Origin of the sequence: Methylorubrum aminovorans (assembly GCF_022179725.1) — a bacterium.
Lineage (GTDB): Bacteria > Pseudomonadota > Alphaproteobacteria > Rhizobiales > Beijerinckiaceae > Methylobacterium > Methylobacterium aminovorans.
The window spans coordinates 88,251-104,195 of sequence record NZ_BPRC01000017.1 but is presented as its reverse complement, the minus strand read 5'-3'; the positions used below and the strand labels follow the sequence as shown (position 1 = coordinate 104,195).

The window sequence follows — 15,945 nt, the reverse complement described above, 5'->3', positions numbered from 1 at the left end:
TTGAACCGCTCCTCACGACCCTCCGGGCGTGAGAGCACGCCGCACCTCGCGCACCATCTCCGCCCCGCACCGATCGACCAAAACGCGTTCTCACACAGTCTCGGTGGGAAGCCGTCGTTCAGTATCTGCCCGCTGAACGACGGCTTCTTGCCTAACGCCAGATTCGGATCGACGGCCAAGGGCAGATATTCGGTTCCTGACGCTGTCTTTCCGGCGTCAGAAGCTAACACCCCCAGCAGTCGTTCCACCGCCGAGGTGAGCAGCGAGTTTGACGGGTCGACGCAGGCGAGCGCGCTTCTCTTAATTTGGGATCAGTTCCCGGGCGGGCCCGCCTGTCTCCTGTCCCCGGCCGCGGGCGTAGGGCGGCAGGGCCGGGTTGTTGGCGTTGGCCGAGTCGGCGTCGGTCTCGAAGAAGTCGTTGCGCGGCACCGCGCCGGCCGTCCAGGCGGAGGCGAGCGCGGAGATGCAGAGGCCCGAACAGGCCCGTTCCGGCGCGACGGCCTTCGCCTCGGCGCCGGCGCTGGCCAGGACACCGAGGGCGGCGAACAGGACGAGCGCGTTGTGCTTGATGCTGGACATGTCAGGCTCCTCGAATTGCCTGCCGAACACTTCGCTCGGCCCGGCGACGACCTGACAGACGTCAATTTTCGCGAGTTATTCCGGATGCAGTTCGAAAAATTGCGGCTTCATCGTTCCGCGCCGGGCATGCGGTGCGACGAAGAAAAATCGGGAAGGGCTTGGAATAAACGTCGGGAAACGGCGTCTCTGCTCCCATGCCGTCGTCGGGCGCTCCTGCCGCGGGCGACTCGGCACAGGAAAAGTCCGCGCATGTCGGGAGACTGGCCGTGAGCGATATGGTCCGCCTCATCGAGCCGCTCATCCCGGCCCTTCGTCGCTATGCCCGCGCGCTCCTGCGCAACCCGAGCGATGCCGACGACCTCGTGCAGGACTGCCTGGAGCGCGCCATCGGCCGTTGGCCTCAGCGCCGGGCGGACGGCGACGTGCGCACGTGGCTCTACGCCATCCTCCACAATCTCGCCGTGAGCCAGATGCGCCAGCGCGCCCGCCGCGGCGCGTCCCTGCCCGTCGAGGATGCGCCAGAGGCGATCCTCGCGGTCGCACCGAACCAGCACGAGGGTCTGCTCCAGCGCGACCTGACGGCGGCGCTCGATACACTGCCCGAGGAGCAGCGCGGGGTGCTGCTGCTCGTGAGCGTCGAGGGGCTGTCCTACGCCGAGGCGGCCCAGGTGCTCGCCATCCCGATCGGGACGGTGATGTCGCGTCTGGCGCGGGCCCGCGACCGCATGATCCAGCTCGTGGACGGGGAGCGCGCATCCGCCCCCGCCGGGCGTCCGCTGCTCAGGAGGGTGAAGTGACCGTGCGCCCGATCACCGAGGACGACATCCAGGCCCTCATCGACGACCGCCTGGAGGCGGCGCGCCGGGTTGAGGTCGAGGCCTACCTCGTCCGCCATCCCCATCTCGGCCGGCGCGTCGAGCGCATGCGCGGGCTCGGCGACGCCTTGCGCGACGCCTTCGCGCCGGTGGCCGCCGAGCCGGTCCCGGCCCGGCTCACCCTCGCCCACCTCGTCGAGGCGCGACGGCGCCCGCGTCTGCCGGCTTGGCAGGCGGCGGCCGCGGCCGTGCTGCTGGCGCTCGGCGGGATCGGTGGCTGGGGCCTTCGCGGCACGCTGTCGGCGCCGATGACCGGCGTCGATGCCCTGGCCCAGGAGGCGAGCGCGAACTACGCCGTCTACGCCCCCGACCGCCTGCGCCCGGTCGAACTCGCGGCGAGCAACAGTGACGAACTCGCCCGCTGGTTCTCCGCCCGGCTCGACCGCCGCGTCGGGGTACCGGATCTGAGCACCTCCGGCTACCGGCTGATGGGCGGGCGCCTCGTCGCCACGCCGCACGGCCCGGCGGGCCTGCTGATGTACGACGACCCGCGCGGCACACGGCTTGTCATGCTGATGCGGCCCATGGCTCAGTCGGGCGACGCACCGATGCGCGAGCACCGGACGGGGTCGGCCACCGGCTACGCCTGGGCCCAGGACGGGCTCGGCTACAGCCTCGTCGGCGCGAGCGATCCCGCAATCCTGCACCCGCTCGCCAACGAGGTCCGCCGCACGACCGCGACGAACACCTGAGGCCTCCATGACCCTGCTGCACCGCCTGACCGGGGCTCCTCCCGGAATGCCCCCGCGCGCCTTGATGCTGCGATGCTCCGCCATCGGGGCACTGCTCGCCGGCACGGCCGGCGCCTTCGCCGCCGCGGGCGGCTGGCTGTCGCCGGCCGCGCTGACCCCGGCCCGCATCGTCGATCGCTTCGAGCGGGTGAACGGCCCGCATCCGGGCTTCCGGCGCAACCACGCAAAGGGCCTGTGCGTCGCGGGTGAATTCGCCGGCAACGGCGCGGGCGCCGCCCTCTCGAAGGCGGGCGTGTTCGCAGCGGGCCGTACGACGCCGGTCGAGGGACGGGTCGCGCTCGCGGGCGGGCAACCCTACGCGGCGGATGCCGCGACGACCGTGCGCAGCCTCGCTCTGCGGTTCCGGCTGCCGAACCGGGAGGAGTGGCGCACGGGCATGAACGCCCTCCCGGTCTTCCCCGTGCGCACGCCCGAGGCGTTCTACGAGCAGCTGCTTGCGGGCAAGCCCGACCCGGCCACCGGCAAGCCCGACCCGGATCGCATGAAGGCCTTCTTCGCAGCATATCCGGAGAGTGCGAAGGCCGCAGGCCTGATCAAGGCCCGCACGATCACCGCGGGCTTCGCCGACAGCACCTTCCGCAGCCTGAACGCCTTCCGGTTCGTGGCCGCCGACGGCCGCGCCACACCGGTCCGCTGGGCCCTTATCCCCGAGCGGCCGGCGATGCAGGAGAGCGCGAGCCAAGCCGCGCGGACGGACAAGAACTATCTGTTCGACGACCTCATCGCCCAGCTTCGCCAGGAGCCGCGGAGCTGGCATCTCGTCGTCACGATCGGGCAGTCGGGGGATGCTACCGCCGATGCGACCCTGCCTTGGCCTGCCGACCGCGAGAGCCTGGACGTGGGCACTCTGACCCTCACCGGCGCGACGCCCGAGGAGGCCGGCAATTGCCGGGACGTCAACTTCGACCCGCTCGTCCTGCCGGACGGCATCGCCCCGTCCGACGACCCGCTGCTGAGCGCCCGCTCGGCCGCCTATGCCCGCTCCTTCGCCCGCCGGGCGGGCGAGGCGACGCGCCCCAGCGCCGTGGCCGCAACGGCCGACCGAGGAGACGCCCGGTGACGCACCCCACCCGCTTCAACCTTCCGGCCCGCCTGCTGCACTGGAGCATGGCGGTGCTGATCCTGGCCATGCTGTTCATCGGCGTCGCGATGGTGGGCTCGCTGGCCGACTACGGTACGCTGGTCGCACTGCATCGCCCGCTCGGCCTCGCGATCCTGCTTCTGGCGATCCTGCGGCTCGCCAACCGCTGGCGTCGCCCCCCGCCGCCCCTGCCGGTTGACCTGCCCCCGTGGCAGCGGCGGGCCGCGCAGGCCTTGCACGTCGCCCTCTACGGGCTGATGCTGGCCATGCCGCTCGTCGGCTGGGCGATGCTGTCGGCGGCGCGCATCCCCGTCGCGGTAATTGGGCCGCTGGTGCTGCCGTCGATCCTGCCGCAGGACCCGATGCTCTATGCGCGGCTGCGCGAACTCCACACCGTCCTGGCCTACGGGCTGTTCGGCCTGATCCTGGCGCATCTCGGGGCGGCCCTGCTGCATGGGCTAATCCGCCAGGATAGTGTCTTCAGCAGCATGGCGTCTTGGCGGTCGCAGCGCTCGGCTGAGAATTTATGAGCGGCGGCCTCTGAGAGGCCCCCATTCCTTCGGCTGTTGTGCAACGAGCGAGCATTCGAGGTGCTGCCACCGAAAGTCCGGATCGGGTCCGGGAGCAGCGATCAAGGCCCGCTGGTGCCAATGCCGGCTTGTGTTGCTGAGAGCCGTCATTCGACATTGGGCTCAGCGGCAGCATCGGGTTCCTCATGACGCGCTCCTCAACCCAGGAGCCTGTCATGGCCGAAGTCATTACCGTTCCCACCAGCACACGTGTTCCCTGGAACCGCGGCCGTATCGTCGGCCCTAAACCGCCGCTGAGGCCGAAGCACATCTGGGCCCTTCGCACGCGCCTCCAGCTCGCCGACCGCACACGAGATCTTGCCCTGTTCAACCTTGCTGTCGACAGCAAGCTGCGCGGGTGTGATCTCGTCGGCCTGCGCGTGAGCGACATCCACTTGGGCGACGCCGTGCGCTTTCGAGCGACCGTCTGCCAGCGCAAGACCGACAGGCCAGTTCCGTTCGAGATCACCGAACCAACGCGCGAGGCTCTCGCGGCTTGGTTGACTGCGCGCAGGTTGAAAGCCGGCGACTGGCTGTTTCCGAGCCGGAGTCGACTCGGAGAGCATCTCACTACGCGTCACTACAGTCGGCTGGTGGACCGCTGGGTTGCCCTGATCGGCCTGGACCCTTCAGCGTTCGGCACGCACAGCCTGCGCCGAACGAAGGTCGCGCTGGTGTACAAGCGAACCGGCAATATCCGAGCCTGCCAGCTGCTCCTTGGCCATACCAAGCTGGAGAGCACGGTACGCTACCTCGGCATTGAGGTTGACGACGCGCTGATCCTCTCGGAGCAGACCGAGATCTAAACCGGACGCCGCGGTCGAAAGGGCCGCGGCGTGCCAGCAGGATGGTCGCCCCCCGGGTTGCCGAATGACCCAAAGCAGACCGTCAGCGTGTCCGCTTCCAGACCATCCCATTGACGGCAGCAGCGTATACCGCAGGGTAGAGCCGGAGGCAGTTCGGCCGCGTTCGGCTCTCCGCGTCGAGGACCGGGCGTTCGTCGAGGCTTAGGCCTCCTTGAAGCCGTAATCCGGCACGCCCTCGTCGTTGCCGTAGTACTTGTAGGGCAGGAACTTGCCCGACATGGCGAGCTTCACCCGGTCGCCCTTGTTGTTGGGCTCGCGCTCCATGGTCATGTTGAAATCGATCGCCGACATGATGCCGTCGCCGAACTCCTCCTGGATCAGCTCCTTCCACGTCGTGCCGTAGACCATCACCAACTCGTAGAAGCGGTAGATCAGCGGGTCGGTCGGGGGCATTTGCGGGATCGAGCCGCGATAGGGCGCCTCGTTGAGCATCCGCTCCTCGGCCTCGGACAGCCCAAATAGTTCGGCGGCCTTTGCCGCTTGAGCCTTGGGTAGCTTCATCTGGCCCATGCAGGCCGCGGTGATGAGGATCGGCGAGATGCCGCCGATCTCGTCCTGGATGTACTTCCAAGTCCAGCCCTTCTCGCGCTTGATGTCGAGAAGCTTCTCGGTGAGGTCTTCGCGCTTCATCGGGGCGTCTCCTTGGATGTGGGCATCGGGAACTTGCCCGCTACCGAGCGGAATCGAGGTTGAGGCGGTGATCTGGAGGCGGCGGGCTCAGGCCCGGCGGGCCGGGGGATCGATGGCGATGGCGGCGGCGTCCGCCTCGCTGAGGGAGGGGCGCACCACCGGCGGATGGCGGGGGTCGTAGCCGTCGGGCATCGCGTCCCGCAGGGTACGGGAGCGGGTCACGAGGAAGTCGATCAGGTGGTTGCGCAGGGCGTAGTAGCCCGGCGCGTGGTGGAGCTGCGTGCGGTCGCGGTCCTTGGGCAGCGGGTTCTCGACGATCTCGGCGACCTTCGCCTCCGGCCCGTTGGTCATCAGCACGATCCGGTCGGCGAGATAGATCGCCTCGTCGACGTCGTGGGTGATCATGAAGACCGTCTGCCCGGTCTCGACGCAGATCCGGCGCACCTCGTCCTGCAGCGTGCCGCGGGTTAGTGCGTCGAGCGCCGAGAACGGCTCGTCCATCAGCAGGATTTTCGGCTCGATGGCCAGCGCCCGGGCGATGCCGACACGCTGCTTCATGCCGCCCGACAATTCCGACGGACGCTTGTGCTCCGAGCCGGCCAGTCCCACCGTGGCGATTGCCTTGCGGGCGCGCGCCTCGATCTCGGCGCGCTTCGCCTTCCGCCAGCGCGAAGACACTGCGTAGGCGACGTTGCCGAGCACGCTGCGCCAGGGCAGCAGGGCGTGGCCCTGGAAGATGACGGCGCGGTCGAGGCTCGTGCCGGTGATGCCCTGCCCGTCGACGATGACGACGCCCTCGCTCGGCGCATCGAGCCCGGCGAGGATGTTGAGCACCGTGGTCTTGCCGCAGCCGGAATGGCCGATCATGCACACGAACTCGCCGCGGCGCATCGGCAGCCACAGGTTCTCGAAGATCGTGGTGGTCTTGCCGCCCGACGCCGGGTAGCGCCGGGCGATCCCCTCAATGGAGATGAATTTTTCAGATGTCGACATGCGGCTGGTCCCGGCATCAACCGTTTCGGAAGCGGAGCGGCGGGCGCGCCGCGCGAACGGAAGAAGAGTGCTCATGGGTCGCTTCACTCCGGGAAGGTGACGAGGCGCTGCGCACGCGCCAGGAGCTGGTCGAGGACCATGCCGACGAGGCCGATCACCAGGATCGAGGTGATCACATTAGTGATCGAGAGGTTGTTCCACTCGTTCCAGACGAAGTAGCCGATGCCGGTGCCCCCCACGAGCATCTCGGCCGCCACGATCACAAGCCACGCGATGCCGATCGAGATGCGCATGCCGGTGAGGATCGTCGGGGCCGCTGCCGGCAGGATCACCGTGAAGGCGCGCCGGATCGGGCTCACCTCCAGGGTTCTGGCGACGTTGAGCCATTCCTTGCGCGTGCCCGCGACGCCAAAGACTGTGTTGATCAGCATCGGCCAGATCGAGCAGATGAAGATCACGAAGATCGCAGAAAGGCTCGAATCCTTGATCGTGTAGAGGGCGAGCGGCATCCAGGCGAGGGGTGAGACGGGCTTCAGGATTTGGATAAACGGGTCGAGCGCCCGGCTCATCAGCGGCGACATGCCGATGAGGAAGCCGACCGGGATCGCCACCAGCACCGCGAGGCCGTAGCCGAGCGCCACGCGGCCGATCGAATAGGCAAGCTGGATCCCGATGCCCTTGTCGTTGGGGCCGCGGTCGTAGAACGGATCTTTCAGGTGCTTCCAGATCGTCGCCCCAACATCCAGCGGGCCGGGCATGGCCGACTTGCCCGTGGTGGCCGCCTGGCCCATCAGGGCAGCGTATTCCGGGTCCATGGCCTCGGTACTGGCGGTGCCGCTGACCGCGATCTGCCAGCCGAGCAGGATCAGCGCGAGAAGCGAGAGGGAGAGGACGCCGGCGCGCAGCGAGAGAGTGCGTTGCATGGCTTTAGCTCGCACGCTTGATCTTGAAGGAGTCGAGGTATTCCTCGGGCTTGGCCGGATCGAAGGTCTTGCCCATGACCACGAAGGTCTTGGTGGTGGCCTCCGGCGGGGTCAGTCCGTCCTGCTGCATCAGCTTGGCGGCGTCGGTGGCGCGGTAGACCTGTTTTGCCACCGCCGCGTAGTCGACATCGCCCTTGATCTGGCCCCAGCGCTTCATCTGAGTCAGCGTCCAGATCGCGAAGCTCTCGTAGGGGAAGGGGTCGAAGGCGACCCTCTTCGGATCCTTCTTCACGCTGCCGAGCCCATCGGCATAGGTGCCAGTGAGGACCTGCTCCACCACGGTGAGCGGCTGGTTGAGGTAGTTCGCGGGCGCAATGGCGGCGGCGATCTCCTTGCGGTTCTCCGCCTTCGAGGCGTAGGCGGTCGCCTGGAGGATGGCGCGCAGCATCGCGGCCGTCGCGTTCGGCATTTCACGGATCGTGTCCTGCGCCACCGAGAAGGAGCAGCAGGGATGCCCGTCCCAGATCTCCTTCGACAGGATGTGGATGAAGCCAACGCCGTCGTAGACCGCGCGTTGGACAACGTTGTCGGGCGCAAGGAAGCCGTCGATGTTGTCGGCACGCAGGTTCGCGACCATCTCGGGCGGCGGCACCGAGCGGAGCTGCACGTCGGTATCGGGGTCGATACCGTGCTCAGCGAGGTAGTAGCACAACAAGTAGTTGTGGTTTGAGTAATCGAACGGAATCGCGAGCTTGAAGCCTTTCCAATTCTTCGGATCGCGATTGTCTTTGTGCTTATTCGCGAGGCAGATTGCCTGCCCATTGACGTTCTCGATCGCCGGCACGGCGAACGGAACGGGGTTCGATCCGAGCCCCATCGTGATGGCGAGCGGCATCGGTGCCAGCATGTGGGCGGCGTCGTATTCCTTGTTCAGGGTCTTGTCGCGCACGACCGCCCATCCGGCGGTCTTCACGACATCGACGTTGAGGCCCTGCTTTTCATAGAAGCCCATGGGCTTGGCCATGATGATCGGCGTGGCGCAGGTGATCGGGATGAAGCCGATCCTGAGGTCGGTCTTCTCCGGCTTGCCCGCTTCGGCGAAGGCCTCTGCCACGAATTTCGTCGGCAGGAACTGGCTCACAGCCGCCGCCGCCGTCGCGAGGCCGACGCTGCGCAGGAAGGCGCGGCGCTCTGCCTGATGCGGAAACAAGGGCCCGCATCATCGTGATCTCGACGGTCTGCTCGATCGCGGCGTCTCCCGTCGGCAGCGCCGCCTCGTGCGCGGCCTGGCTGTCATGCGCCCCGCAGGAGCAGCCGCCGCGGGAGAAGCGGCGTTTGGCGTCAAAGGGATTTTCGAAGGGGGCCATCTCGTTCTCCGGCAGGGCAGGTGAACTTCGTCAGCAACACTCGCGCCAAGCGTCGGGGTTTTTTTATTTCAGCTGCTCAATCAGAGGGTTACCGCGTTCAGGGTTGGGCGGCCGGATCGCGTGCCTTCGACAATGTCGACCGATTGTCGACATTGTCGCCTGGCTCAGCGCACCAGCATGATGAGGCCGGCGCCGGCGATGAGCGTCGCCAGCACGGTGTCGAGCAGGCCCTTGCGGGCGGCGCAGGCGGAGCGCAGCCGCAGGCCGGCAAGGCCGCCCCCCGTTCCCCCGACCACGAAGGCGAGGACGAGGGGCCAATCCACGAGCTGTGATAGGGCGTAGCTGAGGCCGGTGGTGAGACCGAAGGCTGTGATCACCACGAGCGAACAGCCGATCGCGCTGACGAGCGGCATCCCGGTCGCGGCGACGAGTCCCGGCACGACGAGGAAACCGCCGCCGATGCCGAAGAAGCCGGACATCAGCCCCGCGGCCCCGCCGAAGCCGACGAGCTTCGGCACGCTCTCCCGGGCCGCGTCGGGCTCCGCGGCGGGCCGGAACCGCCGCCGGACCATCATGGCCGCCGCCGCGAGCATGACCAGTGCGAACAAGGCCTGCAGCCGGGGCCCGTCGAACTGCTTGCCGAGACCGGCGCCGAGAAGGGCCGTGAGGATGCCGGCGAGGCCGAACCATCCGGCGGCGCGCCACGGCACCCGTGCCGCCCGCAGGTGGCCAACGAGGTTGACCAGCGAGCAGGCTGCGACTGCGAAGGCGCCGGTCCCGACTGCGACGTGGACGTTCCTGAGCCCGACGACGTGGATCAGCATCGGGATCGCGAGGATCGAGCCGCCACCGCCGGCGAGCCCCAGGATCAGCCCGACGACCGAACCCGAGGTTGCCCCGAGCGCGTATTGGACGGGGTCGAGCATCGGCTCAGCTCCGGCCCGTCGTCAGCGGGATTTTCAGGTAGCGCGTGCCGTTCTCCTCCGGCTCCGGCAGGCGGCCGCCGCGAATGTTCACCTGGATCGACGGCATGATCAGCCGCGGCGCCGTGAGGGTCCGGTCGCGGGCCTCGCGCATCGCCACGAACTGATCCTCGGCGGTTCCGTCGCGGACGTGGACGTTGCCCCTGCGCTGGGCCGCGACCGTGGTCTCGTAGGCGAAGCTGTCGCGGCCGGGTGCCTTGTAGTCGTGGCAGAGGAAGAGCCGCGTCGGGTCGGGCAGCGACAGCAGGCGCCGGATCGAGCGGAACAGAAGGCGGGCGTCGCCGCCGGGGAAGTCGGCCCGCGCCGTGCCGTAATCCGGCATGAACAGGGTGTCGCCGACGAAGGCAGCGTCGCCAATGACGTAGGCGAGGTCGGCCGGGGTATGGCCCGGCACGTGGAGGACGACGGCCTCGATCCCGCCCAAGGTGAAGCGGTTGCCGTCCTCGAACAGGCAGTCGAACTCGGTGCCGGCGCGGGCGAATTCGGTGCCCGCGTTGAAGAGCTTGCCGAAGGTCTTCTGGACCTCGACGATGCCGCTGCCGATCGCGAGGCGCCCGCCGAGCTTGCCCTGAAGGTAGGGCGCGGCCGAGAGGTGGTCGGCGTGAACATGGGTCTCCAGGATCCACGCCACCGTCAGGTTTTCGGAGCGGACATAGTCGATGACCCGGTCGGCCGCCGCGTAGAACAGGGTGCCCGCCGCTGGATCGAAACCGAGCACGGAGTCGATCACCGCCGCCTCGCGGCTTTCGGGATCATGGACCACGAAGGTCGCGGTATGGGTCGGCTCGTCGAAGAAGCCGTGGACGATCGGGCGCGGGGCTTGCCCCGAGAGGCTCGCGGTGATGTGTGTCCGCGCCCGGTCCAGCGCGGCGTCGGCGAGGGTCGGAGGGGTCATCGTCGTCTCCTCAGGCCGCGAGCCAGGCGGTGACGGCGTCGCCCTGCCGCTGCTCCATTGCGAGCCGGTGCTCGCTGTCCTCGACGACGTGCCAGGGCGCCCCGACGACGGGCGTGCCGTGCAGGACGATTGGGGCCGAGCGGGTCTTCAGGCGGATGACCGGGGCGGTGTGCGCGTAGCCCGGCGGTTCCCGGCCCAGGATCGTGCCCGCGATGGTCGCGGCTTGGCGGGCGACCGGCTCGATGAAGCGGCAGGGCTGCCCGCCGATGCTGATGCAGTCGCCGAGGGCGAAGATGTCCGGTCCGCTGGTGCGCAAGGTGGACGGATCGACGACGATGCCGCGCTCGAAGGCGAGGCCTGCGCTCCGCACGAGGCGGGAGGGCGTGGCGAGGCCGGTCGCGGCGATCACGGTCGCGGCTGCGAGGCGTGTGCCATCGGTCAGCGCCAGCGCGATCGTACCGTCGGGCCCACGATTCAGGCCGTCGACGAGGCTGTTGCCCCGGTAACGGACGCCGAGCCCTTCGAGGCCCGCCAGCAGGCGCCGTCCGGCCTGGTCGGGCAGGAGTTCGGGCAGCGGCAGCGCCTCGGCGCCGACCAAGGTGACCGCGTGGCCGGCCCGTGCCAGATCCTCGGCCAACTCGCAGCCAACCATCCCGGCGCCGACTACCGCGACGGTGCGCGGCCCGCGCGCCAGTTCGGCGTGGAGCGAAGACCACGCGGCGAGGTCGTTCACCCGCCAACACAGGGTCGGGTCGAGGCTCGCCGGCAGTGCCGGGCGGGCGCCGTGGGCGAGGACGAGATGGGTGTAGGGAAGGGTTCCGCGGGTGGTGCGCAGGGAATAGCGGTCCGGCGAGAGGCCGACCGCGACCGTCTCGGCCATCAGGCGCAGGCCCAGGCGCGCCGCCGCCGCGGCGCCGGCCTCGCGTCGAAGAACCTCCGGGCTCAGGCCGCGCCCGAGGGCGACCGACAGTTCGGGCTTGTTGTAGAGGCCGCCGTCGCAGGCCGTCACCAGGGTGATCGGCACGCACGCATCCTCGGCCCGGATCGCCTCGGCGACGCTCCACCCGCTGACGCCGCCGCCGACGATCACCACACCGGGCCGCCGCTGCGGCGCGACGGAGACCGGCGTCGGCGCGGCTTGCGCGCGCCTGACATACGGCTCGAAATCCGCTTTGGTGACGCCGCAGATCGGGCAGGCCCAATCCTCCGGGATGTCGGCGAAGCGCGTGCCGGGGCGCAGGCCGCTATCGGGATCGCCCTCGCCTTCGTCGTAGATCAGGCCGCAGGCCCGGCAGAGGAATTGCTGCCAGGGGCCGAGGCCGTCGGCCGGCTCCGGCGCGGTCATGCCCGGCCTCCCTCGGCGGTGGGAAGCGTCTCCCGCGAAAGCCGCGCCATCTCCCAGCGCAGATGCTTGATCGCGGGCGTGACGATGGCGACGAAATGCGCCTCGCGGATGCGGCGTTGGGGTGCAGCCGACATCAGGTAGCCCCGCGCGCCCTGATGCAACAGCGCCGATTGCGAGGCGCGAAGCGCCAGTTCGGACACTTGCGCGCGAGCGTCGAGAACGTCGATCAGGTAGTCGGTTGCGCCGTCATAGGGCGTCTCGGCGAGCCGCATCACGCGGGCGCGCAAGTCGGCGAGTTCGGCCGCGATGGTGTCCGGGCGGTCGTCGAGGAACTGGTTGACGTGGCCCAGAGTCTCCTCGACCGCCAGCATGGCATCGAGGCTGCCCTCGGCGACGCCGAGGCCTATGCCGCACTGGAGCAGGATGAAGGCGCCGCGGATGCGGCCGATGAAGGGGCGGGCTGGATCGGCGATGACCTCATCCTGCCCGACGAAGAGGTCGTCCACCCGCACGCCCCAGGTGCTGGTGCCCTCCATGCCGGAGAAATGCGGACAGGGCCGCAGCTCGGCGCGGTCGCAGGCCAGCAGGAACATGATTTCGTGGCTGATCGTGTCGCCGGCTCCGATCACGCCCGCGATAGCGCCGCAATACTGGCCCGGCCCGATATGGCTGACCCAGGGCAGCATGCCGGTCACCCGGTAGCCGCCGGGGACGCGGCGGGCGCGCAGCAGGATCGGCTCGATCCCGGCGAACGCTTTCATGGGGTTGGAGAGTGCGGTGCCGCCGAAGGTGCGGCCCGCCGCGTGGGCATCGAGCACCGCGCCGGAGAGCGCCGGGTTGCCTGACTGCTCCAGGTAGAGGCCGCAGACGTCGTGGCACCACATCAGGAAGCCGGTGGCACCGCAGGCCCGGCTCGCGGCCTGCATGGCGGCGATCGACAGGCCGAGGCGGGCGCCGTGCCGGTCGAGATGGACGCCGAGCGCGCCGGTCGCTCCGAGCCGGCCCAGGATGTCGAGCGGATAGGCGCCGCGGTCGATCTCCGCCGCCGCCGCGCTCAAGGGGCCTTCGGCGATGGCCCTGGTGGCAGCGAGGACGGCGGCGTCGGTCCAGTTGGGACGGTTCCGCGCGGCAGGCGGCGCAGCCGGGGCATGATCGTCCGCCGGCCGGAGAGCGAGGGCGCTCGGCATCGTGCAATCTCCGCGAAGGTGGGAAGGGCGGCGGGACACGCTCGGTCCCGCCGTGGGTGTCAGGCGGCGAGGCCGATCTTGAAGGGGATCGGGTTGCGCATGGAGTTAGCCACCGGCGAGAAGACGTTGGCGTGCTGCACGATGGCGTCGAGCTCCTCGCGACTCGCATCGCCCTCAATGGTCACGGCGACCCGGATCTCCTGAAAGCCCATGTCGGCGGGGAGCTTCTCGGCGCCGCCGGCCCCCCAGGCGGCCGGGTTGCCGATATCGCCCTCCAGATGCAGTTCGAGGCGCGACAGGCGCACCTGCTTCCACGTGGCGACGGCGGTGATGCCGACGGCGAGGCAGCCGCCGAGCGCCGAGAGCACGATCTCGCCCGGCGCCGGGGCCGTGTTCTCGCCGAAGAGGTGGAGCGGCTCGTCGACCACGACCGGCTGATGGTCGCCGACATAGCTGAGGGTGCGGTACTGCCCCTCGACGACGGTGTGCACCTTGTTGGTGCCGCGCGAGCCGGGATTGCAGCGGCCCTTCTCGGCGAACTGCATCAGGCCGTCCCGATCGATCGGGCGCAGGTAGGCGGTGACGGTGGTGGGGGCGGCGCTCGCGCTCATCGGCAACTCCTGTTCGGCTCAGGCCCCCGATGGATCGAGGCCGGCTCGGAGGCAGTTGCGCAAGGTGGGTGCCAAACCGGGCGAGGACAGGGTTATTTTGCAAATACAAGTAATATCAATGATTTGAGCGGAAACCTCGCTCGCGTTCTCGTGACATTACGTTGGCAAATGTCGATACTTTGTCGACATTGTCGGGTTTGGTCGGCCCCGTCACGCCGTGGGTTGGAGCTTGCGCCAACGATAAGAAAACTGGCGCTCGGTCAGCCCGAGCCGCTGCGCCGCGCGGGTCTTGTTGCCGCCGGCCTGGGTCAGGGCCATGTGCAGCTCCGCGTGCCCGTGCGAGTCGGCGGGCAGGTAGGGCCGCACGGCGCCGAACGCCTGCAGCGCCGCAGCGCGCTCCGGCGTCGCGAGCGAAGCCGGATACGGGACTGCCGCGAGTGCGGTCGGCGTTGCGGCGAGAGCACCTTCGAGCATCGGCCGCACGTCGTCGACGTCGAGGACGCCCTCGCTCGCCAGCAGCACCAGCCGTTCGATGAAATTGGCGAGCTGGCGGATGTTGCCACGCCAGGGCTGGCGGGCGAGATGGGCGACCGCCGCTTGCGTCAGGTTGACGTTGCGCTGGTTGCTCTGGTTCGCCTGCGTGAGGAAGTGCAGCACCAGATCGGGGATGTCGCTGCGCCGCTCCGCCAGCGGCGGCAGGGTGATCGGCACGACGTTGAGGCGGTAGTACAGATCCTCCCGGAAGCGCCCGTGGGCGACCTCCGTGGCGAGGTCCCGGTTCGTCGCGGCGACGAGGCGCATGTCCACGCGGATCTCGCGCTTGCCGCCGAGCCGCACGACGGTGCCCTCCTGCAGGGTGCGCAGCAGCTTGGTCTGGAGGATCGCCGGCATCTCACCGATCTCGTCGAGGAAGATCGTGCCGCCGCTCGCCTGCTCGAACCAGCCGGCCCGCGCCTCGACCGCGCCGGTGAAGGCGCCGCGCTCGTGCCCGAACAGCTCGGATTCGAACAGGCTGTCGGGGATCGCCGCGCAATTGACCTTGATGAACGGTTGGTCTCGCCGCGGGCTCGCGAGGTGCAGCGCCCTGGCGAAGAGTTCCTTGCCGGTCCCGGACTCGCCGAGCAGAAGCACGCTCGCGGTTGCGCCCGCGACTTTCTCCACCTGCGCCAGCGCACGCAGCAGAGCGGGCGAGGTGCCGATGATGCCGTAGCGGGCGCGCTTGATGCGCAGCTCCCGCGCCAGCATGTCGTTGTGTTCCTCCAACGCCCGCGTCTTCTGCTCCACCCGCTCGTTCAGGGTCAGCAACTGGCTGACCATGGTGGCGATGATGCTCAGGATGGTGAGGTCGTCCGAGAGCGCCCGCTCCCGGTGCCGGATGCGATGGCAGGCGATGGCGCCGACGGTGCGGTGATCGACCCGGATCGGCAGCGCCAGGAACGAGACGGCGCCGCGGGGCAACTGCGCCCGCGCCACGGCGCGCCCGAGGAAGGTCGGGTCTTTGTCGATGTCCTGCACGATGATGAGGTGGCCGTCCTTGATGACGCGTCCGGTGATGCCCTCGCCCGGCGCGTAGCGGCCGCGCGCCGCCTCCTCGCGGGTCAGTCCGTAGGAATAGGCGATGCGGTGACCTTCGCCGTCGGGGTCCTTCAGGACTATGCGTCCGCGGTTCAGGCCGACGATCTCGGACAGGAGATGCAGCATCTCGCGGGCGACCTGATCAAGGCGCAGGCCCTTGCCGATCAGGTTCATGACCTCCTGGATGAGGAACATCTCCTGCGTGCGCCAGTGCGTGCTCGACGCGGCCTTGCGGACAGTTCCATCCATTCCTCGGCAGGCCCCCGGCTCGCTGATCGGCACCCGACCGATCTGCAAGCCTCGTGCAAATCGGAAGCAGCTCTAGCCCTCGCTGCCGAACAGGATGCCGGCTCGGCGTGACGACGAGGACACGGAGTGCGCGGAGGAGAAAGGCAGATGCCTGAAGCACAGCGGTCTTGCCGGAGCCGGTTGGCATCGTGACGATCGCTGAGTCGTTGCGCTGGGCGAAGTGGGCCCCGAGCGAGTACAGGGCGGCTCGTTGCGCCTCCCGGAAGCCGGATGAGTCGTCGGTCGCGACCGGGATCGCGAGCACCGGATAGTTCCGGACGAAGTAGCTCGCCGCGGATGCCTGGGCATCAGCCATGGGTAATCGTTCCTCCTTTGGAATGATGCCGCCCGAAAGCTCGCCACACGGGCTGGAATTCGATGGCATCGGCAGCCTACGGCTGTGCCTGCAGACCCGTCCGCGATGGG

General features: G+C 68.9%; 16 protein-coding genes and 1 pseudogene. 5 read left to right on the top strand and 12 right to left on the bottom strand.

The features are described from left to right. Positions 1–300 precede the first annotated feature (300 nt). Positions 301–579 carry a hypothetical protein gene (locus MFF24_RS20005; RefSeq protein ID WP_238226707.1) on the bottom strand — a complete coding sequence of 93 codons (279 nt, stop codon included), beginning with the start codon at positions 577–579 and terminating at the stop codon, positions 301–303. 266 nt (positions 580–845) lie between these two features. Between MFF24_RS20005 and MFF24_RS20000 the strand changes: the two genes are divergently transcribed. The 5 genes from MFF24_RS20000 (at position 846) to MFF24_RS19980 (ending at position 4,662) form a co-directional block, all read left to right on the top strand. Then, positions 846–1,376: an RNA polymerase sigma factor gene (locus tag MFF24_RS20000; RefSeq protein ID WP_238226705.1), complete on the top strand. Its 531-nt coding sequence runs from the start codon at positions 846–848 to the stop codon at positions 1,374–1,376. A gap of 2 nt (positions 1,377–1,378) precedes the next feature. Then, positions 1,379–2,146 carry an anti-sigma factor family protein gene (locus MFF24_RS19995; RefSeq protein WP_238226712.1) on the top strand — a complete coding sequence of 256 codons (768 nt, stop codon included), beginning with the start codon at positions 1,379–1,381 and terminating at the stop codon, positions 2,144–2,146. A gap of 7 nt (positions 2,147–2,153) precedes the next feature. Then, a complete protein-coding gene (locus MFF24_RS19990; protein WP_238226703.1) occupies positions 2,154–3,266 on the top strand; it encodes a catalase family peroxidase in 1,113 nt (370 codons plus the stop codon). After that, the gene (locus MFF24_RS19985) at positions 3,263–3,817 is read left to right on the top strand and encodes a cytochrome b (RefSeq protein WP_238226702.1); all 555 of its coding nucleotides are present in this window, start codon (positions 3,263–3,265) and stop codon (positions 3,815–3,817) included. The genes MFF24_RS19990 and MFF24_RS19985 overlap by 4 nt, the downstream gene beginning before the upstream one ends. Positions 3,818–4,032: 215 nt before the next feature. Further along, complete coding sequence (locus MFF24_RS19980) at positions 4,033–4,662, top strand: tyrosine-type recombinase/integrase (RefSeq protein ID WP_238226700.1); 630 nt, start codon at positions 4,033–4,035, stop codon at positions 4,660–4,662. A 201-nt stretch (positions 4,663–4,863) separates the two neighbouring features. Here MFF24_RS19980 and cynS read toward each other — a convergent pair whose 3' ends face one another. From cynS to MFF24_RS29070, 11 genes and pseudogenes are all read right to left on the bottom strand, one after another. Beyond that, entirely contained in the window at positions 4,864–5,352 is a 489-nt protein-coding gene (gene cynS, locus MFF24_RS19975) for a cyanase (RefSeq protein WP_238226698.1), read from the bottom strand. Positions 5,353–5,439: 87 nt separating this feature from the next. Beyond that, entirely contained in the window at positions 5,440–6,420 is a 981-nt protein-coding gene (locus MFF24_RS19970) for an ABC transporter ATP-binding protein (protein ID WP_238226696.1), read from the bottom strand. Between the two features lie 8 nt (positions 6,421–6,428). Next, positions 6,429–7,268 carry a nitrate ABC transporter permease gene (gene ntrB / locus MFF24_RS19965; RefSeq protein WP_238226694.1) on the bottom strand — a complete coding sequence of 280 codons (840 nt, stop codon included), beginning with the start codon at positions 7,266–7,268 and terminating at the stop codon, positions 6,429–6,431. A gap of 4 nt (positions 7,269–7,272) precedes the next feature. Next, a pseudogene (locus MFF24_RS19960) lies at positions 7,273–8,635 on the bottom strand (CmpA/NrtA family ABC transporter substrate-binding protein). A gap of 164 nt (positions 8,636–8,799) precedes the next feature. Continuing rightward, positions 8,800–9,561, bottom strand: coding sequence for a sulfite exporter TauE/SafE family protein (locus tag MFF24_RS19955; protein ID WP_238226692.1), 762 nt, complete (start codon positions 9,559–9,561; stop codon positions 8,800–8,802). Positions 9,562–9,565: 4 nt separating this feature from the next. After that, on the bottom strand, positions 9,566–10,513 hold the full coding sequence (locus MFF24_RS19950; RefSeq protein WP_238226690.1) for an MBL fold metallo-hydrolase: 948 nt from the start codon (positions 10,511–10,513) through the stop codon (positions 9,566–9,568). Positions 10,514–10,523: 10 nt separating this feature from the next. Beyond that, a complete protein-coding gene (locus MFF24_RS19945; RefSeq protein WP_238226688.1) occupies positions 10,524–11,858 on the bottom strand; it encodes an FAD-dependent oxidoreductase in 1,335 nt (444 codons plus the stop codon). Continuing rightward, complete coding sequence (locus MFF24_RS19940; RefSeq protein ID WP_238226687.1) at positions 11,855–13,045, bottom strand: acyl-CoA dehydrogenase family protein; 1,191 nt, start codon at positions 13,043–13,045, stop codon at positions 11,855–11,857. The genes MFF24_RS19945 and MFF24_RS19940 overlap by 4 nt, the downstream gene beginning before the upstream one ends. Before the next feature lie 59 nt (positions 13,046–13,104). Further along, the gene (locus MFF24_RS19935; RefSeq protein WP_238226685.1) at positions 13,105–13,656 is read right to left on the bottom strand and encodes an OsmC family protein; all 552 of its coding nucleotides are present in this window, start codon (positions 13,654–13,656) and stop codon (positions 13,105–13,107) included. Between the two features lie 210 nt (positions 13,657–13,866). Further along, the gene (locus MFF24_RS19930) at positions 13,867–15,480 is read right to left on the bottom strand and encodes a sigma 54-interacting transcriptional regulator (protein ID WP_238226683.1); all 1,614 of its coding nucleotides are present in this window, start codon (positions 15,478–15,480) and stop codon (positions 13,867–13,869) included. Next, the gene (locus tag MFF24_RS29070) at positions 15,374–15,835 is read right to left on the bottom strand and encodes a DEAD/DEAH box helicase family protein (RefSeq protein WP_373322724.1); all 462 of its coding nucleotides are present in this window, start codon (positions 15,833–15,835) and stop codon (positions 15,374–15,376) included. Before MFF24_RS29070 ends, MFF24_RS19930 begins: the two co-directional genes overlap by 107 nt. Positions 15,836–15,945 lie beyond the last annotated feature (110 nt).